We start from the raw sequence: 19,139 nt of genomic DNA, 5'->3' as shown, positions 1-19,139 counted from the left end.
ACGCGCATTCACAGGAAACAACTTGACCATCAAACGCTCCATCAATCAGAGCGTTGCTTCGACCATATGACTTTGCCACGGGCAAAAGGGGTGTGTCCTGCCAACTCAACGGGGGCTGTCGCTCCGGTGAGCGGCGGTTTACGGTTGTGCCATGACTACCTATTCGGAACTGTTTCGGATTGAGAATGCCCGCTTGACCGAGATCCTCGAGACGGTGGAGGACTGGAACGCCCCGTCGCCGTGTACCGGCTGGGCTGTCCGCGATGTTCTGGACCACCTGATCGACACCGAACGCGACTTCCTGGGCCAGCATGACATTGACGCGGGCTCCCGGCCGGACACGGCGCAGGACCCGGTGGGCGCCTGGAAGACTCACGCGTCGCGCGTCCAGAACGTCCTCGATACTGCGAAGCTTGCCGAAACGTCGTTCGACGGGTTCTTCGGGCCCACAACGGTCGGCGCTACACTCGCAACCTTCTACGGGTTCGACCTGCTGGTGCATCGCTGGGATATTGCGCGCGGCGCCGGCAGGGACACCAGGTTCAACGAATCAGAGCTTGACCTCATCGAGCAGTCGCTCGAGGGTTTCGGCGAAAACCTCTACATGGAAGGGATCTGCCGGCCGGCGCTTCCCGCCCCGGCCGATGCGGATCGGGCAACCAGGCTACTTGCGCGAATGGGGCGCGACGCTGGCTGGCAGTCGTCCGTCAACGCCTAATCAGCGTTCGCTCCTCCCCGTTCATTTGGCAGGACACGCCCCGAAAGCACGGGGCAAAAGGGGTGTGTCCTGCCAAATGAACGCAGGGAGGGTCAGCTGCGGAGCTGGCGCACCATATCCAGTACGACGGCGCTCAGGTCGCCATTGGTCTCAGCGGCGATGCGGCGCTGGCGCTGGTACCCCGCGCCGCGCTGCAGGATCTTCTCGACGTCGGCGAGCTCCTCGGAGCAGCCGAGCTTCGCCGCGACCGGTTCCAGCCGGTTCAGCTCATCCATCAGGTGTTCGGTGACCAGGCGTTCGGTGCCGGCGGCGTCGAGAATGATGATGGCCTCCAACCCGTAACGGGCTGCGCGCCACTTGTTCTCCTGCACATGCCACGGCGGCATGGTGGGGATGGTGCCGCCGTTGTCGAGGGTGGTTGAAAAGTCGTCCACGAGGCACTGGGTCAAAGCAGCGACGGCGCCGACATCCTCCAGCGTTGAAAGCCCGTCGCAGACACGCATTTCGATGGTGCCGAGGTTCCCGACCGGGCGGATGTCCCAACGGATCTCGCTGACCGAATCGATCACGCCGGTGGTGAACATGTCCTGCACATAGGACTCATATTCCGCCCAGTTGGGGAACTGGAACGGGAGTCCGGCGGTGGGCAACTGCTGAAACATCAGCGCCCGCTGGGATGCGTATCCGGTGTCCTCGCCGCCCCAGAACGGCGACGACGCAGAAATCGCCTGAAAGTGCGGGAAATAGTTCACGAGACCGTCGAGCACCGGAAGTGCCTTGTCGCGGTGATCGAGGCCGACGTGCACATGGACGCCGTAAATCACCATCTGCTGGCCCCACCACTGGGTGCGGTCGATGAGCTTGGAGTACCGTTCCTTGTCCGTGACCGGCTGGGAGCGCGGTGCGCTGAACGGATGGGAACCGGCGGAGAACAGCTCAACGCCCATCGGGTCCGTCACCTCGCGGACGGCGGCGAGTGACCGGCGCAGGTCCTCCTTGGCTTCGGCGACCGTATGGCAGATGCCGGTCACGATTTCCACAGTGTTCAGGAGGAGTTCCTGCTTGATGTGGGGGTGTTCGTCGTCAGCCTGCAGTTCGGGATGCCGCTTGTTGACGCCGCGGAGCACCTCTTTGGCCACCGAGACGAGGTCGCCGTTGTACCGGTCGACGAGCGCGAGCTCCCACTCAACGCCGAGCGTCGACTGCTCGGACTTCGCGAACTCAATGTTCAATGGTGTGCTCCTGACCGGTACCGGACTGTGGGGGAATAGTGCCTCGGTATCGCGCCATCGCGGGTGAGAACTGACCTCAATAGTAGTGCAGAGCCGGATCCGCCCTGCGGTATGTTGCAACCGGGCATAATTGACGGGTGCCGATCCTGAACAAAGACATGGTCCTGTGTATCTCCCTCGCCGCGAGGCCCAGCAACATCGGAACGCGCTTCCACAATTGGCTCTATGAGCAGCTCGATTTGAACTACATCTACAAGGCGTTCACCACGACGGATCTTCCGGCGGCCATCGGCGGCGTGCGCGCGCTGGGAATTCGCGGCTGTGCGGTGTCCATGCCGTTCAAGGAAGATGTCATCCCGCTGGTGGACCGGATGGACCCCTCGGCGCTGGCCATCGATTCGGTGAACACCATCGTGAACGACGACGGCGTCCTCACCGCCTACAACACCGATTACCTTGCGGTCGCGGAACTGATTGGACAGCGTGCGGAGGTGACGCCGTCGTCGTCGGTTCTGTTGCGCGGATCCGGCGGAATGGCCAAGGCAGTTGCGGCAGCTGTCCGGGATGCGGGCTTCACTCAGGTGACCATCGTCGCCCGGAACGAGGAGGCCGGCAGGCACCTGGCCGGGCTGTACGGCTTCGAGTGGCAGGCTGAACCGGGGAACGCCACGGCGGACCTGCTCATCAACGTGACACCGCTCGGCATGGCCGGGCAGGACGAGGACATCCAGTCGTTCAGCGATGACGCGATTGCTGCGGCGTCACTGGTGTTCGACGTCGTTGCGTTGCCGTCTGAGACGCCGCTCGTCCGGGCTGCACGGCGCGCAGGAAAGCCCGTCGTTACCGGTGCTGAAGTGATTGCGCTGCAGGCGGCCGAACAGTTTGTCCTCTACACCGGCGTCCGCCCGTCGGCTGAGCAGATCCGCCAGGCGGGGGAGTTCTCGCGGCAGCCCGCGTAGCCTTTCCAGTTAGCCCAGTACCGGATCGACGACGACGGCGACGCGATCTTCGCCGATCCGCGTCAGTACCAGCGTGGCCTTGTTCGTCGCCTTCTTCGAGCCGGCGAGGAGTTGCTTGCGCAGCTCCTCGGGCGTGACGGACGTTCCGCGCTTCTTGATGTCGAGGACGCCGATGTCGTTTGCCTTCACCCAGGCCTTCAGCGCCTTGACGTTGTACGGTATCACCTCGAGTACGCGGTAGGGCCGGGCGAACGGGGTTTCAACCAGCTCCGGTGCGCAGATATAGGCGATGTGCGGATCGATCAGATGCCCGCCGATGGAGTGGGCGACGTCGGCCACCAATCCCGTGCGGATCACCGCGCCGTCCGGCTCGTACAGGTACCCCTCGACCGGGCCGATCGGGGCGTCGTCGTCCTCACCGAAGTTCGTGTGGCTGGTCAGCTCAGTGGCGCCGTCCGCGCCGATGAGCAGGGCGCTGCGGCGGACGTTTTCGCGGCGGAGGGCGTTGAACCAGAGGACAACTTCGGCGACATCGCCGTCGACGCTCACCCACTGGGCTTCGCAGTTGGGCGGGATCGCCTCATGCGGGATTCCGGGTCCGAGCTTCACACCGACCGGCATACCGGTGTCGGCGAGGCTTTCGATGAAGGAGAGCGGCGGCGAGAAGGCTTCCGGGTCGAAGAGGCGCCTGGTGCCTGCGCTGGAAGTGGTCCGTCGGGCGGGATCCAGCCAGACGCCGTCGTACTCTGTGAGGTCAAGGGCTGAGGCGTCGGCGTTGACCACAGTCGCGTTGGACCACGGCAGCAGGTTCATGGTGGCGGCAGCGGCGGTGGTTTCGTCGAGTTCGACGGCGGTGACGTCGCGTTCCAGCGTGGCGAGGGCCATCGAATCCGCGCCGATGCCGCAGCCGAGGTCTGCGACCTTCTGCAGGCCCGCGGTGACGTAGCGCTGGGCGTGGCGGGCAGCAACGTTGAGGCGGGTGGCCTGTTCGAGGCCGGCGGGCGTGAAGAGCATGCGGGCGGCGAAAGGACCGAACTTTGCCTGGGCCTTGGCGCGGAGCCGGGATTGGGTGAGGGCGGCGTTGACGACGTCGGGGGAGTGACCGGCGGCGCGGAGCTGTTCGTTGAGCCGGAGACTTTCGGCCTCGGAATAGGGTCCGAGCGAGTTGAGCAGTTCCCAGCCCTCGGGGGTCAGGATGGGCTCAAGGAGGTTCTGGGTCAAGGTGTCGCTTTCGGCTTGAAGCTTTCGGCGGGCGTGCGGTGGGCGGTTGCGCCGGGCTTTTCAGTCTAGAGGTTCTGCGGCATCAGCGTGGTGGCGGTGCCGGTTCCGCGGACACGGGAGCAATCTGGAAAAAGGTGAGCAGAATTTCCCTCACCTCAGTCCGGGTTGGTCGAGTTCGTGCCCAGTTTGCTCGGCTCAAGGTCCAGTTTGCTCGGCTCGGTGTCCGGGTCGCTCACCCCGACCTGTCGGAGCGCGTAAAACCAACCCTCTGGCACTCGCCTTGACCGAGTGCTAACCGTTGCATAAAGTCAGACTTGGCACTCTCACTATGAGGGTGCTAATCCTTCGAGGATGCGCCAACCGGCACCGCGACGACGGTCAGCGCCTGCTCGATACCCAAAGATTCATTCAAACCAAGTGAAGGAGAGGTCCGAGTGTCGGTCTCTATCAAGCCTCTTGAAGATCGTATTGTCGTCCGCCCGCTGGAAGGCGAGCAGACCACCGCATCCGGTCTGGTTATCCCGGACACTGCCAAGGAAAAGCCCCAGGAGGGCGAAGTTGTCGCAGTAGGCCCCGGCCGCGTTGACGACAATGGCAACCGCGTACCCGTCGACGTTGCAGAAGGCGACGTCGTCATCTACTCCAAGTACGGCGGAACCGAAGTCAAGCACGGTGGCCAGGAATACCTGGTTCTCTCCGCTCGCGACGTTCTGGCGATCGTCGTCAAGTAGTTGTGCAGAAGAACCCCGGTCACATTCGGCCGGGGTTCTTTCCTGTCAGATAACAACTCGTCATACACATCCCTGCACAAGCCTGAAAGGAACAAGACATGGCAAAGCAGTTGGAGTTCAACGACGCCGCCCGCCGCAAGCTGGAAGCCGGTGTCGACAAGCTGGCCGACACCGTCAAGGTGACGCTCGGCCCCCGCGGACGCAACGTCGTGCTCGACAAGAAGTGGGGCGCCCCCACCATCACCAACGATGGTGTAACCATCGCCCGTGAGGTTGAGCTGGACGATCCTTACGAGAACCTCGGCGCACAGCTCGCCAAGGAAGTTGCCACCAAGACCAACGACGTCGCCGGTGACGGCACGACGACGGCTACCGTCCTCGCCCAGGCACTGGTCAAGGAAGGTCTGCGCAACGTCGCAGCCGGCGCAGCCCCCGGCGCACTCAAGCGCGGCATCGAGGTCTCCATCGAGGCCGTTGCTGCCCGTCTGCTCGAGAACGCCCGCGAGGTTGTCGGCAAGCAGACGGCGAACGTTGCTGCCATCTCGGCCCAGAGCCAGGAAGTCGGCGACCTGCTTGCCGAAGCTTTCGAGAAGGTCGGCAAGGACGGCGTCATCACCATCGAGGAATCCTCGACGACGCAGACCGAACTCGTCCTCACCGAAGGCATGCAGTTCGACAAGGGCTTCCTCAGCCCTTACTTCGTGACCGACGCCGAGCGTCAGGAAGCCATCCTCGAGGATGCACTGATCCTGATCAATTCGGGCAAGATCTCGGCTCTGCAGGAGTTCCTGCCGCTGCTCGAAAAGGCGCTGCAGGCCGGTAAGCCGCTGTTCATCATCGCCGAGGACATCGAGGGCGAAGCCCTCTCCACGCTGGTGGTCAACAAGATCCGCGGCACCCTCAACGTTGTCGCAGTCAAGGCTCCCGGCTTCGGCGACCGCCGCAAGGCCATGCTCCAGGACATCGCCACCCTCACCGGTGCGCAGGTCGTCTCCCCGGATCTGGGCCTGAAGCTGGACCAGGTCGGTCTCGAGGTTCTGGGCACTGCACGCCGCATCACCGTGACGAAGGACAACACCACCATCGTTGACGGCGCAGGCAGCGAGCAGGATGTTGCTGATCGCGTCTCGCAGATCCGCGCCGAGGTTGAGCGCACCGATTCTGACTGGGACCGCGAGAAGCTCCAGGAGCGCCTGGCGAAGCTCTCCGGCGGCGTTGGCGTCATCAAGGTCGGCGCAGCCACAGAGGTCGAGCTGAAGGAAAAGAAGCACCGCATCGAGGACGCAGTGTCCTCCACCCGCGCAGCCCTTGAAGAGGGCATCGTGGCAGGCGGCGGTTCTGCCTTGATTCACGCTTCGAAGGTTCTCGACGAGGACCCCGCTGTCCTCAAGCTCGAGGGCGACGCGGCTACCGCCGTCGGCCTCGTGCGCCGCGCTCTGGTTCAGCCGCTGCGCTGGATCGCCGAGAACGCCGGCTACGAGGGCTACGTCGTCATCGACAAGGTCGGTCAGCTTGAGGTCGGACACGGCTTCAACGCCGTTACCGGCGATTACGAAAACCTGGTCGACGCCGGCATCATCGACCCCGTAAAGGTCACCCGGTCGGCGCTGCGCAACGCAGCTTCGATCGCGGCGCTGGTTCTTACCACCGAAACCCTCGTGGTTGAGAAGCCTGCCGAGGACGAAGAGCAGGGCCACGGCCACAGCCACTAGGCAGCGCTGCTGCTAACGGCGAAAGCCACCAGGAGCAACGTTCCGGTCCTTCAGGAGGGCCGGAACGTTGCTCTTTTCACATCCGGATACCGGTCACCGGAATAGGGGTTGCAATTCATTCGTTCTACGATAGAACCCGGAAAGCGTTGGTCCACCGCACCCGCGATCACTCCCACAGCATCCCCCGAAAGAGGCGCCGCGTTGAGCGAACTGTCGAACCATGATCCCTTCGGCTTCATCGGCCTGACGTACGACGACGTCCTGCTGCTGCCCGGGCACACCGATGTCATCCCGTCCGAAGCGGACACCAGCTCGCGGGTTTCCAGGCGGATCACCGTACAGACGCCGCTGCTGTCCTCCGCCATGGACACTGTCACCGAGGCCCGCATGGCCGTCGCAATGGCACGCCAGGGCGGGCTCGGTGTCATCCACCGCAACCTGTCCATCGCCGACCAGGCCGAGCAGGTGGACCGCGTCAAGCGCAGCGAGTCGGGCATGATCACCAACCCGGTCACGATCGGCCCTGACGCCACCCTCCGCGAACTCGACGACCTCTGCGGCCACTACCGCGTCTCCGGCCTTCCCGTGGTCGACGGCGGCGGCAAGCTCCTCGGCATCGTCACCAACCGCGACACCCGCTTCGTGTCGGAATCCGACTTCCCCAACCGCCTCGTCCGCGAAGTGATGACCCAAATGCCGCTGGTCACAGGACACGTGGGCATCAGCGGCGAGGACGCCATCGGCCTGCTTGGCAAGAACAAGATCGAGAAGCTTCCGCTGGTCGACGACGACGGCATCCTCCGCGGTCTCATCACCGTCAAGGACTTCACGAAAGCGGAGCAGTATCCGCTTTCCACAAAGGACGACGACGGCCGCCTCCGTGTGGGCGCCGCCATCGGTTTCTTCGGCGACGGCTGGGAACGCGCCATGGCGCTGGTCGACGCCGGTGTGGACGCACTCTTCGTGGATACCGCCAACGGCCACAGCGCCGGAGTCCTCGAGATGATTGCCAGGCTCAAGGCCGAAAAGTCCGCTGCGCACGTGGACATCATCGGAGGCCAGGCAGCGACCCGAGAAGGTGCCCAGGCCCTCATTGATGCCGGCGCTGACGGCATCAAGGTGGGCGTAGGCCCGGGCTCCATCTGCACCACGCGTGTCGTTGCCGGCGTCGGCGTTCCTCAGGTCACGGCCATCTACGAGTCAGCCAAGGCCGCAATTCCGGCAGGCGTTCCCCTGATTGCCGACGGCGGTTTGCAGTACTCGGGCGACATCGGTAAGGCCCTGGTAGCGGGAGCGGACACCGTCATGCTTGGCTCTCTTTTGGCAGGCTCCGCTGAAGCACCCGGTGAGCTGGTCTTCGTCAACGGCAAGCAGTACAAGACCTACCGCGGCATGGGTTCGCTCGGCGCCATGCAGACCCGTGGGAAGAACACCTCGTACTCCAAGGACCGCTACTTCCAGGCCGACGTCACGGGAGACGACAAGCTCATCCCCGAGGGCATTGAAGGACGCGTCGCCTACCGCGGGCCGCTCGCATCCGTTGCCTACCAGCTTGTCGGCGGCCTGCGCCAGACGATGTTCTACACCGGTGCACGCACCATTGAAGAACTGAAAGCCAAGGGCAAGTTCGTCCGCATCACCTCAGCCGGGCTCAAGGAATCGCATCCCCATGACATCCAGATGACGGTGGAAGCACCCAACTACGGATCGAAGTAGCCAGCCGGAAGCTAGAGCGGCCCGAACTGCGTTCTGCCGTTCGGGTCGCGGTGGTTCTGGGACATCTCCTCAAGCGCCTCCCTTAAGTCGGGCTCCTGCCCAATCCGGGCACGGAAGAGGCGCGCCGCGTTCTCGATGTGCCAGGCGGGGATGAGGAGAGTGCCGGCAAAGAACGCGACAAGAAAGAACACTCCCAGGACAGCACCGGCGACGGACCCTGCACTGAGGCTCGCGTCCCCGGATAGGGCAAGCGCCAGCATTATCCCGCACGAACCGACCGCCACGAGAGTGATTCCGGTCCAGGCACCGCGCACCGTCCGGGGAGCCCTTGACGACGCCGGATGACGGGATGAAGGAACGTGCCGGCCGCGTCGGCGTGCCTGCAGCGCACCGGCAGCTCCGCCTGTGAGCAAAGCCCCGGCAACAGCGTAGGGAACCGCACCGGACGCGGTGAACGCCAGCGCCAGTGCCACCAGCGCCAGCCAGGCGCACCAGAAGTACAGCATGAGGTAGGTTGCCCGGCTCTGCGCGTCGTTGAGAGCCATCCGCCTGAGGACGCTGGCGGAACCCTGTCCTGCCTCACTGAGTTGAGGCGACATCCAGTATTCGAGTGGACGGGTCTCCCAGCTCACTCGGAACCAATCGTCCCGTGATCCAGGTCCAGGGCTTGCTCAAACAGCTCCAGCGCAACGGATTCGTCCACTTCGCGCTTCACAAGCTCAGCACCCTCGCCCGTAGCCAGATGCCACGTGCCGGATTCGTCAACCATGAGGTTCGCGGTCCTCGGCTGCACGCCCAGGCCATGGTGCTTCATTTGCGCGGCAACCGGACGGCGAGCGGTTGAGCCGCTTCCGTCCGGTTCCGACCCCGAATCACGAAGGTAGTGCGCTGCCGCATCCACCCCGAACTTCAGGACGGGGCGGTCGTTCTTCAGGGGAGTGAACCCGTGTGTGCCGTTTCCGTTGGCGTTTGCCACAAAAACCCCGCCGGCGGAGGCAACGGCGAACATGACGTGGTTCCGGTCCGGAGTCAGCAGCGCAATCTCAAGCCACTCGCCCGCAGTTGCCATCACTGCAGCTATGAACTCGGTGGGCCCCTTGAGGACCAGGTCGCCCTGGTTCAGCTCGGCCAGGCCGCGCACCAGCAGCGTTGTCATGCCGGCTTTGGTCAGCTGCTCGTTGCCTGCCTGCGGGGTCAGCCGGAAGATCTCGCGTGTCAGCGCAGTGGACTCAACGTCGTTGAAGGCAAGTAAAGCCAGAATCTCGTGTTCGGTCAGTTGCAGCGAATCCGTGGTGGTCAATGCTCTCTCCGAGATCGGGGGTCTTTAGCGGGTTCCGGGAATGACGCTACTATCCGAAGGCCCAGTTCCATGCATCTTCCGCTCCTTCTGCGATGGCGTCAGCCCCGTCAGAGATTGCGTCACCAGCATCGGATGCAAAATCGGTGATCCTTTCGGTGACCGGCACGTCACCGGACAAAAACTGTGCGCCCGCCCAGACAAGCGAGGCCGCCGCAAAGAACGGAGCAGCCGGTGTAGGCGTAAGGCTGCCCGCCGCAAGGATGGTGGTGATTGCACCATCGGCAACAACGTGCCCGTCTCCTGACTGGATGCCCTGGTAGGTCTGCCCCAGCCCGGTCAGGATACTGAGCCCGCCGGCGAACTTACCCGCCAGGTTCAGGGCATTGAGGGTCTGCGTCCCGCGAAGGTAGCCCACTTCGGGCGCAGTGCCGAAGCCGGGAGTCAGCAGGTCCGCCCGCGCCATCGCATTCAGAAGGCGTTCGGCTCCCAATCCGCCGGCAGAAGTGACCCAATTCGCGATCTGGAACGGCGGCCAGGCGCCGAGGTCCCCCAGCGTGTTGCCGAACAGATCGAAAAGGTCATCCTCCGAGGATCCCTGGGTGCTTCCGCTATTCGCGCTCGCAGGTACACCGTCGAATCCGCCGCCGCCGCCGCCGTCGTCGTTGCTTGTCTGTTCCTGTTGGGCGGCCTGGTCAGCCAGCGCGTGTGACTGCGTCTCCAGCATGGCCGCTGTCTGGTTGAGCTGCACCCGTACGGACGTATGCCAGCGGGTACGGAATTGGGCGGCGTCTGGCCCGTTCCAGGGAATTCCGTTGAGCATCGCAGTAATGGTTTGGTCCGCCGTCGTAATGGCGGCACTTGAACTCCCCATTGAGCGGGCGAGATCGCGCAACTGTTCGGGGTTGGCCCCGATTGTTTCCCCAGACATGGTTCCGACTGTACGGAACGGAAGCCGCGTGGGCGATGGGCAGGTCTCCCCGCTGGGATAACCTAGACCGGTGACTTACGAGATTGAGATCGGCCGAGGCAAGCGCGGACGCAGGGCATATTCCCTCGATGACCTTGCGGTGGTCCCGTCCCGCCGCACGCGGGACCCGCTGGACGTCTCGGTCCAGTGGCAGATCGACGCCTACCAGTTCGAGATGCCCGTGATCGCAGCGCCGATGGATTCCACCATGTCGCCCGCCACCGCTATTGCCATGGGCAAGCTGGGCGGCCTCGGCGTGCTCAACCTTGAGGGTCTCTGGACACGCTACGAGGACCCGACGCCGGTCCTCGAGGAAATCGCGGGACTCTCCACAGAGAACTTCAGTCCTGCAGCTACCCGCCGTATGCAGGAGCTCTACGAGGCACCCATCCAGGCTGAGCTGATCACCAGCCGCCTGGCGGAAATGCGCGACGCCGGCGTCACGGTTGCCGGGGCCCTGACACCTCAGCGCACCCAGGAGTTCTACAAGACGGTCCTCGCTGCCGGCGTCGACATCTTCGTCATCCGCGGCACCACGGTCTCCGCCGAGCACGTCTCCAAGAACGAGGAGCCGCTGAACCTCAAGCAGTTCATCTACGAGCTGGACGTCCCGGTGATCGTCGGCGGCGCGGCCGGCTACACCCCGGCACTGCACCTCATGCGCACCGGCGCGGCCGGCGTGCTGGTCGGCTTCGGCGGCGGAGCAACGACGACGACGCGGCGCGCCCTGGGCATCCACTCACCGATGGCATCGGCCATCTCGGACGTCGCCGCCGCCCGCCGCGACTACCTGGACGAGTCCGGTGGCCGCTACGTGCACGTCATTGCCGACGGCGGGATGGGCACCAGCGGCGACATCGTGAAGGCCATCGCCGTCGGGGCTGACGCGGTGATGCTGGGCTCAGCTCTTGCCCGCGCCGAGGAAGCACCCGGCAAGGGCTGGCACTGGGGACAGGAGGCCCACCACAACGAGCTGCCCCGCGGAGACCGGGTCAACGTGGGTACGGTGGGCCCGCTGGAGGAAGTGCTCTGGGGGCCCTCGCACCATACCAACGGCACCTCGAACATGATCGGCGCGCTGCGCCGGGCGATGGCGACCACCGGTTACTCGGACCTGAAGGAGTTTCAGCGGGTTGAGGTAGTACTCTCTCCCTACCTTTCCAACGGCTGATTGCCTAAGGTTGAGGGACCAATCCGCAACGATGAAGGTGGATAAACGGCCATGAACAAAGGCGCCCTCAGCCCACAGCAGCGCGAAGAGGCACTTGCCGCGCTGAAGTCCACCAACCAGCCCGGCAAGGAACTGGACATCCTGATCGTGGGCGGCGGCGTCGTCGGCGTCGGCTCAGCCCTGGATGCGGTGACCCGCGGGCTGGATGTCGGAATCGTCGAGGCACGGGACTGGGCGGCGGGCACGTCCTCCCGGTCCTCGAAACTGATTCACGGCGGTTTGCGCTATCTGGAGATGCTGGACTTCGCGCTGGTCCAGGAAGCGCTCAAGGAACGTGGCCTGCTGATCCAGCGGATCGCGCCGCACCTGGTTCGCCCGGTGCCGTTCCTCTACCCGCTGACCAAGCGCTTCATCGAGCGGCCGTACGTCGGTGCCGGCATCATCCTGTATGACACCATGGGCATGACCTCGGGCAACTCCAGGGGCGTCCCCATGCACAAGCACCTGACTCGCAGGGGCACCCTCCGGGCGGCTCCGAGCCTCAAGAATGACGCCATGGTTGGCTCCATCCGCTACTACGATGCACAGGTTGATGACGCGCGCTACGTCGTCAACATGATGCGTACCGCAGCCTCCTACGGCGCAAAGGCAGCAAACAGGGTCTCCGTCGTCGACTTCCTCCGTGAGGGTGAGCGGGTGGTCGGCGCCCGCGTCAAGGACCAGGAGACCGGCGAGGAATTCAGCATCCGCGCCAAGCAGGTCGTGAATGCCACAGGTGTCTGGACCGATGAAACCCAGGCCATGGTCACCGAGCGCGGCCAACTGAAGGTCCGGGCCTCGAAGGGCATCCACCTCGTGGTGCCGCGCGACCGGTTCCAGTCGACCGTCGGGCTCATCCTGCGCACCGAGAAGTCGGTGCTGTTCGTCATTCCGTGGGGCCGGCACTGGATCATCGGCACCACTGACACCGACTGGGACCTGGACAAGGCCCATCCGGCGGCGTCCTCGTCGGACATCGACTACATCCTTGAGCACGTCAACCGCGTGCTCAAGCGGCCGCTCACGCGCGAGGATGTGGAGGGTGTCTACGCGGGCCTGCGTCCGCTGCTGGCGGGGGAGAACGACTCCACTGCCAAACTCTCCCGTGAACACGTCGTTGCGCACCCGGTCCCCGGCCTCGTTGTGGTCGCCGGCGGCAAATGGACCACCTACCGGGTGATGGCGAAGGACGCGGTGGATGAGGCTTCCCGCGCCCTCGACGAACGGGTTCCGGACAGCTGCACCGAGACCGTTCCGCTGCTCGGCGCGGAGGGCTACAAGGCGGCCTGGAACAAGCGTGCCCGCATGGCCGAGGAAGCCGGGGTTCATGTGGCACGCGTCGAGCACCTGCTGCAGCGGTATGGCACCGACGCCGAACTGGTGCTCGCCCTCATCCGGGAGAACCCTACGCTGGCTGAACCGCTTCCCGGTGCTGACGACTACCTGGCCGCTGAAGCCGTGTTCGCAACCACCCACGAGGACGCACGCCACGTCGACGACGTGCTGACCCGCCGTACCCGCATCTCAATCGAGTCCTGGGACCGCGGAGTGTCGGCGGCTCCTGTCGTGGCGGAACTGATGGCGCCGCACCTCAACTGGAGCGAAGCCCAGATCGACCGTGAGGTTAAGCACTACCTCGCCCGGGTCGAAGCCGAAAGACTCAGTCAACAGCAGCCCGACGACGAATCGGCCGACAGCGCACGCATGGGAGTCGAAGACATCGTGCCGCTAAGCTAGGAATCGGATCGGCGCGCCGGTCAGGCACTGGCGTCCGGCGCACTCTTCCAGACGCACCAGTTCCCGATATCCCTGTGAGAGGCCGGTTGTGACACCCCTCGATCTGCATGACGCCGAATTGACCACACCGCAGATGGTGATCCTCGACATGGTGGCTGAGGACAAGGCCGACGCCGCCGCCCAGCTGGCTGCCCGCCTGCACCAGTCCGGGCGCATCACCAACCTTGAGGGCTTCCTCGCACAGGTCAATTCCCGTGAGCACCAGATGGCTACCGGCCTGCCCGGCGGAGTGGGAGTGCCCCACGCCCGCAGCGAGTTCGTCGAGCAGACCTCCATCGCCGTCGGCGTCACCCGGTACGGGCACAGCCTGGACTTCGGCGCCCAGGACGGCCCGGCAACACTGGTGCTCCTGATCGCAACGCCCGCGGCGTCCTTCTCCGAGCACCTGGAGGTCCTCGCCACGCTTGCCCGTTCGCTGTTCAAGGAAAACTTCCGCGAATCACTCCGCCGGGCGCACGACGCCGAAGTGATCAGCGAACTCATCAACTCATCGCTGGTGTTTTTCGACCACTAGTCCCGTACGAGCGGGAGCAACCTGGACACAAGTGAGCGGAATTTCGCTCACATCGGTCCAGGTTGCTCGGTTTTGTGTCCGGATTGCTCGAGTCGATGTCCAGTCTGCTCGAGCTGGCAGCTACTCGGTCCGCCAGGACCGCCAGAGCGAGGCATACGAGCCGCCGAGCGCGAGCAGCTCGTCATGGGAGCCGAGCTCGGTGATGTTGCCGTTTTCCACCACAGCCACGCGGTCGGCGTCGTGCGCGGTATGCAGGCGGTGGGCAATCGCCACCACCGTGCGCCCCTCGAGGACTGCGCTGAGCGAGCGCTCAAGATCTCGCGCGGCCTGCGGATCGATCAGGGACGTCGCCTCATCGAGCACCAGAGTGTGCGGATCCGCCAACACCAGGCGGGCCAGGGCGACTTCCTGTGCCTGCGCGGGCGTCAGCTCGTACGCTCCCGAACCGACCTCGGTATCGAGCCGCTCCGGCAGGGTGCGCGCCCAGTCCAGCGCACCGACGTCGTCCAGTGCCTTTTCGATCTCACTCTCGGTCGCGTCGGCCTTGCCCAGCCGGATGTTGTCGGCCAGGGAGCCCACGAAAACGTGGTGCTCCTGGGTCACCAGGGCGACCTCGCGGCGCAGCGCATCAAGCGGCCGGTCGACCAGCGGCACACCGCCAACCGTCACCGAGCCGCCGGTGGGCGGATGGATTCCGGCGATGAGCCGCCCAAGCGTCGACTTGCCGGCACCGGACGGCCCGACCATCGCCAGGCGCTCCCCGCGCCGCAGCTGAAGATCGACGCCGTGCAGCACATCGTGACCGGGACGGTACGCGTAGCGGGCACCGGAAACCGTGATGTCGTCGGAGGCGGGTTGCTCATCCGTCGCGGTCCGGTCGCCCGGAACATTCTTGATGCCGATGATCCGCGCCAAGGATGCAGCTCCCACCTGGATCTCGTCCGTCCACATGATGAGCAGGTCAACTGGGTCGATCAGGCGGACGGCAAAGAGCGCCACCGTTGCAACAGCACCGGGGGTCACCGCGTCCGTGGACGCCAGCCAGCCGCCCCACAGGAGCACGCCGGCCACCGGGAGCCAGAACGCGGTGTCCGCAGCCGGAAACAGTATCGACCGCAGCCAGAGGGTGTACCGCTCAGCGGCGAAGCTGCCTGAGAGCGACTCGTCCATCCGGTCGCGGCGCAGCCCCCCGAGACCCAGCGCGTCAACGGTCCGCGCACCCTCGATGGTCTCGGTGATGGCTCCGTTCACCACCGCGTAGCTCTCCCGCTCGGCCTTGTAGCCGGCCGAGCTGCGTTTGAGGTACCAGCGGGTAGCCGGGTAGAGCAGCGGGACGCCCACCAGGAGGGCCAGGGAGAGCAGGGGAGAGGTGAGGATTGCCGCGGCCAGCGTGATGATGATCGTCACCACCGACACCACCACCTGCGGAACGCCGAATCGGACAGTGTGGGAGACGGAGTCGACGTCGTTGGTCGTCCGGGAAACGAGATCGCCTGTGCCGGCCTTCTCCACTGTGGACAGCGGCAGCGAGGTGACCTGCGCCATGAAGTCCTCGCGCAGCTCGGCAAACACCGTTTCGCCGAAGACCATGCCCGCCTTGACGGCGAGCTTCCGCAGCAGCGCCTGCACCACCAGAAAGCCCAGCATGAGCAGCGACATGGCGGCGATGAATCCGCTGGTGGTGCCCGCAACCACTGCATCGACAACCCGGCCGAGGATGAACGGACCCACCAGACCGGCAGCGGCCGAGCCGACGTAGAGCAGCACCACCCTGGTCAGCCCGCCGCGGTGTTGGCGGACAAGCCGCAGCGACTCTGCCTTCACGGCACGCGCGTCAGCAACCGGCAGCTTGCCCGAGGCGGCAACACCCGGGTCGGCTGCAGGCTCAATCACCTGGGTATCACTCACTGCGGATCACCACATTCCGGTAGGCAGGGACAGCCGACATCAGTTCCTGGTGCGATCCCTGCGCACTCAGGCGGCCATCTTCAAGGAAGACAACATGGTCCATGGCACCGAGCATCAGCGGACTGGCAGTGACGACGACGGTGGTACCGCCTTCGGTGCGCCGCGCCCGTCCCAGCCGCTCGGCAATCCGGGACTCCGTGTGGGCATCGACGGCGCTGGTCGGTTCGATGAGCACGAGGGTCTCGGCGTCTGTCAGCAGCGCCCGCGCAAAGACCAGGCGCTGGCGTTGTCCGCCCGAGAATCCGCGTCCCCGCTCAGTGACCTCGGAGTCCAGGCCGGCCTCCAGGCCATCGAGGATGTCCAGCGCGCTGGCAGCTTCGAGGGCGGCAAGGATTTCCGCATCGGTGTGCCGTCCGTGCGGATCCAACTGGCTGCGCAGTGTTCCGGTGAACAGTTGCGGGTTGGCTTCGCTCACCACAATGCGGCGCCGCACCTCATCGAGCGGAACCTCATGCAGCGCGGCTTCGCCCCATCGGACCACAGCTTCCCGCAGAACCGAGTCATCGAACCGGCCCAGCCGCGTGGCGAGGTCTGCCGAGGCTGCAGGGTCGGCAGAAACAAGCGCGGTCAACCCGCCCGGCTTCAGCGCCACGCCGCTCGAAACGTCCACAAGGGGAGCGGGTCCGGAAGGAGCAGCGGCCGTGGCGCCGTCGGAAACGTTGGCATCCACGGACAGCACGTTGATGATCTTGCGCGCCCCCACGAGCGCCCGGATCGAGTGTGAGACCCCGTCGGCGGCACTTCGGATGGGGGTCATCAGGAACACGGAATAGCCAAAAAGGGCCACCAGCTGGCCGGGCGCAATTTCACCGTTGAGCACCAGCGTTGCGCCCACCCAGGTGAAGACCACGCTGAACGCGCCCGAGATGAAAACCTGCGAGGCTTCCAGGGTGGCCAGCGAGCGTGCGACCTTGATGCCGGCGTCGCGCGTTTCCGCTGACCGCTGCCGGTAGCGGCTGACGAAGATGTGCTCCCCGCCGATGCCGCGCAGCACCCGCAGGCCTGCAACAGTATCGGCGCCGACCGCGGTCATCTTTCCTGAGGCGTCGCGCTGGTCTCGCTGGCGGGCCTGCAACGGACGCACCACGAACAAGAGCAGCGCGCAGCACGCCGGAACGCCGATCAGCACAACAACCGCCAGCGTGACCGAACTCAGGGAAATGAGCGCGCACACCACCAGCCATGACACGAGTGCGCCGGCCAGGCGGGCGGCAACATAGAAGATCTCGCCGAGGCGGGTTGCATCCGACGCAGCTGTGGATACCACCTCGCCGGTCGAAAGCTTCTGGGGCAGCGCGTCACCGGTCCGGGTGATCTTGTAGCCCACGAGGCGGATTGATTTGAAGGCTGCCTGCATCCAGTTGCTGATCGCCGCGCGGTGCGCCAGCATGCCGGCGAAGGCCTGACCAACGGTGAGCGCAATGAGGATCCCCACCCACCACAACAGCGCGTCCCAGCTGCGCCCGATGATGCCCTCATCGATGGCACGCCCGAGAGCGAAGGGGACAACAGCCTGCGCCACCATGAGGAGCGTTTCCAGTACGACGGCGGCAGCCAGGGTTCCCTTCTGTCGTGCCGCCAGCCACAGCAGATAGCGGGACGGCGACCTGAGGTCAGGCGGACCTGGATCGGGGTATGGGTACGAGCGCACGAGAATCAATCGTAGTCTCAATTCCTCCGAAGTGATAGATGATTCCCAATCACTTTTGCACAGTGATCTCCGTCTCCCGTGAGGGGTCGAAATTCGTCCCCTTCAACGGGCACCAAGTACCGTTAAGAGGTGTTGAAAACCGCGCTCAAGCCTCGATGGATCCTCTCGCTGATCCTCGCCATGGCTATCGCCGCGCTTTTCGTCCTCCTGAGTCAGTGGCAGTTCTCCCGCTCGCAGGATGCCGCTCCGCCGCCGCCGAGCACCACCGAGCAGGTCCGGCCCCTTACCGAGGTCTTCGAGCCGGGCGTTCCGATGACAGCCGGCGTGGCCGATCAAATGGTCCGGATGGAGGGTCGCTTCCTGCCGGATACCCGCGTGCTGGTGCAGACGCGCCTTCAGGATGACCGGGACGGCCTGTGGGTCGTCTCGGCTTTCGAGGTTGCCGGATCAGGGCAGCCTGCCGCCGTTCTGCCTGTAGTCCACGGTTGGGTGCCCGATGCGGATTCAGTCTCCGAAGTGTCCGGACACGTCGGTGCGGCAGCCGTGGAGGGCAGGCTCCTCCCTACTGAGGCACCAGTGGTGCAGCGGCCCGTTGCCGGACAGGTCCCAACGCTCTCCGTAGCGCAGCTCATCAACGTGTGGGATGTGCCGGTGATGTACTCCGGATTCGTTGTCTCCTTCGACACTGTTGTGGACGGCAGTCCCGTTCCGCCTGCGCCGCCGCTGGAGGCAGTCCGCATTGGCCCGCAGCCGCAGGAGACGCCGGTGAACTGGCTCAACATCTTCTACGCGGTGGAATGGTTTGTGTTTGCCGGATTTGCCTTCTTCCTGTGGTGGCGGCTCGTTGCCGACGATCACCGCCGCGCGCTGGAGGAGGAAGAGGACCAGGACATCCCGGCTGATCACTACTCACCGCAACAGACAGAACCCACAACCGATGAGGTAAGAACGTGAGTAAACCCGCACCCGCCAAGAGCCCTGCCGGCAAACGCCGCTTCGGTGGAACCCACGCCCAGATCCGATCGGCGCTGAGCTTCTACAAGGTACTGGCCTATGCCACCGGCGTCATGCTGCTGCTCGTTGTGGTCGAGATGGTGGCCAAGTATGGTTTCGGGGCGGAGATCATCGCGGGCGGATCGGCCGGTGCGCTTGGCCTGGTCGAGGAAGCACAGCTCGACGGCGCGGGCGGCTTCAATCTCTCAACGGCCGTCCTTATTGTCCATGGCTGGCTGTACGTGGTTTACCTCATCGCCGACTTCCGGCTTTGGCAGTTCATGCGATGGCCGTTTTCGCAGTTCGTCATCATTGCGCTGGGAGGCGTAGTCCCGCTGCTCTCCTTCATCGTCGAGAAGCGCGTCCACCGCCGCGTGGAGGCCGAGCTTGCTGCCCACCCGGATGCGAAGTCAAGGTACTGACTCCATAATGTGCAGCACTACCGGCACT

At 64.8% G+C, this 19,139-nt stretch carries 17 protein-coding genes; 10 read left to right on the top strand and 7 right to left on the bottom strand.

The window, feature by feature from the left end; all coding sequences use genetic code 11:
• Window positions 1-151: 151 nt before the first annotated feature.
• Entirely contained in the window at window positions 152-718 is a 567-nt protein-coding gene (locus Q0877_RS04940) for a TIGR03086 family metal-binding protein (RefSeq protein WP_299166198.1), read from the top strand.
• Between the two features lie 92 nt (window positions 719-810).
• On the opposite strand, the gene Q0877_RS04935 is transcribed toward Q0877_RS04940, so the two are convergent.
• Window positions 811-1,950, bottom strand: a complete 1,140-nt coding sequence (locus Q0877_RS04935) for a glutamate--cysteine ligase (protein ID WP_299166196.1) — start codon at window positions 1,948-1,950, stop codon at window positions 811-813.
• A gap of 137 nt (window positions 1,951-2,087) precedes the next feature.
• Between Q0877_RS04935 and Q0877_RS04930 the strand changes: the two genes are divergently transcribed.
• Window positions 2,088-2,909: a shikimate 5-dehydrogenase gene (locus tag Q0877_RS04930; protein ID WP_299166195.1), complete on the top strand. Its 822-nt coding sequence runs from the start codon at window positions 2,088-2,090 to the stop codon at window positions 2,907-2,909.
• Between the two features lie 9 nt (window positions 2,910-2,918).
• On the opposite strand, the gene Q0877_RS04925 is transcribed toward Q0877_RS04930, so the two are convergent.
• Entirely contained in the window at window positions 2,919-4,130 is a 1,212-nt protein-coding gene (locus tag Q0877_RS04925) for a class I SAM-dependent methyltransferase (RefSeq protein ID WP_299166193.1), read from the bottom strand.
• A 434-nt stretch (window positions 4,131-4,564) separates the two neighbouring features.
• On the opposite strand from Q0877_RS04925, the gene groES reads away from it, so the two are divergent.
• From groES to guaB, 3 genes are all read left to right on the top strand, one after another.
• The gene (gene groES, locus Q0877_RS04920) at window positions 4,565-4,861 is read left to right on the top strand and encodes a co-chaperone GroES (protein ID WP_026545960.1); all 297 of its coding nucleotides are present in this window, start codon (window positions 4,565-4,567) and stop codon (window positions 4,859-4,861) included.
• Between the two features lie 98 nt (window positions 4,862-4,959).
• The gene (gene groL / locus Q0877_RS04915; protein WP_299166191.1) at window positions 4,960-6,573 is read left to right on the top strand and encodes a chaperonin GroEL; all 1,614 of its coding nucleotides are present in this window, start codon (window positions 4,960-4,962) and stop codon (window positions 6,571-6,573) included.
• Window positions 6,574-6,774: 201 nt separating this feature from the next.
• Complete coding sequence (gene guaB / locus Q0877_RS04910; RefSeq protein WP_082565830.1) at window positions 6,775-8,289, top strand: IMP dehydrogenase; 1,515 nt, start codon at window positions 6,775-6,777, stop codon at window positions 8,287-8,289.
• 11 nt (window positions 8,290-8,300) lie between these two features.
• On the opposite strand, the gene Q0877_RS04905 is transcribed toward guaB, so the two are convergent.
• Genes Q0877_RS04905 through Q0877_RS04895 form a run of 3 tightly spaced genes read right to left on the bottom strand, consistent with a single transcriptional unit; the run spans window position 8,301 to window position 10,517 of the window.
• Entirely contained in the window at window positions 8,301-8,921 is a 621-nt protein-coding gene (locus Q0877_RS04905; RefSeq protein ID WP_299166188.1) for a hypothetical protein, read from the bottom strand.
• A complete protein-coding gene (locus tag Q0877_RS04900) occupies window positions 8,918-9,589 on the bottom strand; it encodes a hypothetical protein (RefSeq protein WP_299166186.1) in 672 nt (223 codons plus the stop codon). The genes Q0877_RS04905 and Q0877_RS04900 overlap by 4 nt, the downstream gene beginning before the upstream one ends.
• A gap of 49 nt (window positions 9,590-9,638) precedes the next feature.
• The gene (locus tag Q0877_RS04895) at window positions 9,639-10,517 is read right to left on the bottom strand and encodes a hypothetical protein (protein WP_299166184.1); all 879 of its coding nucleotides are present in this window, start codon (window positions 10,515-10,517) and stop codon (window positions 9,639-9,641) included.
• A 70-nt stretch (window positions 10,518-10,587) separates the two neighbouring features.
• On the opposite strand from Q0877_RS04895, the gene Q0877_RS04890 reads away from it, so the two are divergent.
• The 3 genes from Q0877_RS04890 (at window position 10,588) to Q0877_RS04880 (ending at window position 14,077) form a co-directional block, all read left to right on the top strand.
• Window positions 10,588-11,727 (top strand): GuaB3 family IMP dehydrogenase-related protein, encoded by a 1,140-nt coding sequence (locus tag Q0877_RS04890; RefSeq protein WP_299166182.1) that lies wholly within the window; start codon window positions 10,588-10,590, stop codon window positions 11,725-11,727.
• 51 nt (window positions 11,728-11,778) lie between these two features.
• Window positions 11,779-13,503: a glycerol-3-phosphate dehydrogenase/oxidase gene (locus tag Q0877_RS04885; RefSeq protein WP_299166180.1), complete on the top strand. Its 1,725-nt coding sequence runs from the start codon at window positions 11,779-11,781 to the stop codon at window positions 13,501-13,503.
• Between the two features lie 88 nt (window positions 13,504-13,591).
• The gene (locus Q0877_RS04880) at window positions 13,592-14,077 is read left to right on the top strand and encodes a PTS sugar transporter subunit IIA (protein WP_299166179.1); all 486 of its coding nucleotides are present in this window, start codon (window positions 13,592-13,594) and stop codon (window positions 14,075-14,077) included.
• A gap of 120 nt (window positions 14,078-14,197) precedes the next feature.
• Here Q0877_RS04880 and Q0877_RS04875 read toward each other — a convergent pair whose 3' ends face one another.
• Both Q0877_RS04875 and Q0877_RS04870 read right to left on the bottom strand, forming a co-directional pair.
• Window positions 14,198-15,985, bottom strand: a complete 1,788-nt coding sequence (locus tag Q0877_RS04875; RefSeq protein ID WP_299166178.1) for an ABC transporter ATP-binding protein — start codon at window positions 15,983-15,985, stop codon at window positions 14,198-14,200.
• Entirely contained in the window at window positions 15,978-17,696 is a 1,719-nt protein-coding gene (locus Q0877_RS04870; RefSeq protein WP_299166177.1) for an ABC transporter ATP-binding protein, read from the bottom strand. The genes Q0877_RS04875 and Q0877_RS04870 overlap by 8 nt, the downstream gene beginning before the upstream one ends.
• A gap of 129 nt (window positions 17,697-17,825) precedes the next feature.
• Here Q0877_RS04870 and Q0877_RS04865 point away from each other — a divergent pair, with 129 nt between their 5' ends.
• Together Q0877_RS04865 and Q0877_RS04860 are read left to right on the top strand one after the other, a co-directional pair.
• Window positions 17,826-18,650 (top strand): SURF1 family protein, encoded by an 825-nt coding sequence (locus tag Q0877_RS04865; protein ID WP_299166176.1) that lies wholly within the window; start codon window positions 17,826-17,828, stop codon window positions 18,648-18,650.
• Complete coding sequence (locus tag Q0877_RS04860) at window positions 18,647-19,111, top strand: DUF3817 domain-containing protein (RefSeq protein ID WP_299166175.1); 465 nt, start codon at window positions 18,647-18,649, stop codon at window positions 19,109-19,111. Before Q0877_RS04865 ends, Q0877_RS04860 begins: the two co-directional genes overlap by 4 nt.
• Window positions 19,112-19,139 lie beyond the last annotated feature (28 nt).

The sequence above is a fragment of the uncultured Arthrobacter sp. genome, from assembly GCF_947495145.1.
GTDB lineage: Bacteria > Actinomycetota > Actinomycetes > Actinomycetales > Micrococcaceae > Arthrobacter_D.
The sequence above is the reverse complement of the archived record's forward strand: the minus strand, read 5'-3'. Positions and strand labels throughout refer to the sequence as shown.

What these genes read in the sequence shown, in the direction of transcription:
- Q0877_RS04940 (WP_299166198.1), top strand. Translation starts at nt 152, where the DNA reads ATGACTACCTATTCGGAACTGTTTCGGATTGAGAATGCCCGCTTGACC.
- groL (WP_299166191.1), top strand. Translation starts at nt 4,960, where the DNA reads ATGGCAAAGCAGTTGGAGTTCAACGACGCCGCCCGCCGCAAGCTGGAA.
- Q0877_RS04895 (WP_299166184.1), bottom strand. Translation starts at nt 10,517, where the DNA reads ATGTCTGGGGAAACAATCGGGGCCAACCCCGAACAGTTGCGCGATCTC.
- Q0877_RS04885 (WP_299166180.1), top strand. Translation starts at nt 11,779, where the DNA reads ATGAACAAAGGCGCCCTCAGCCCACAGCAGCGCGAAGAGGCACTTGCC.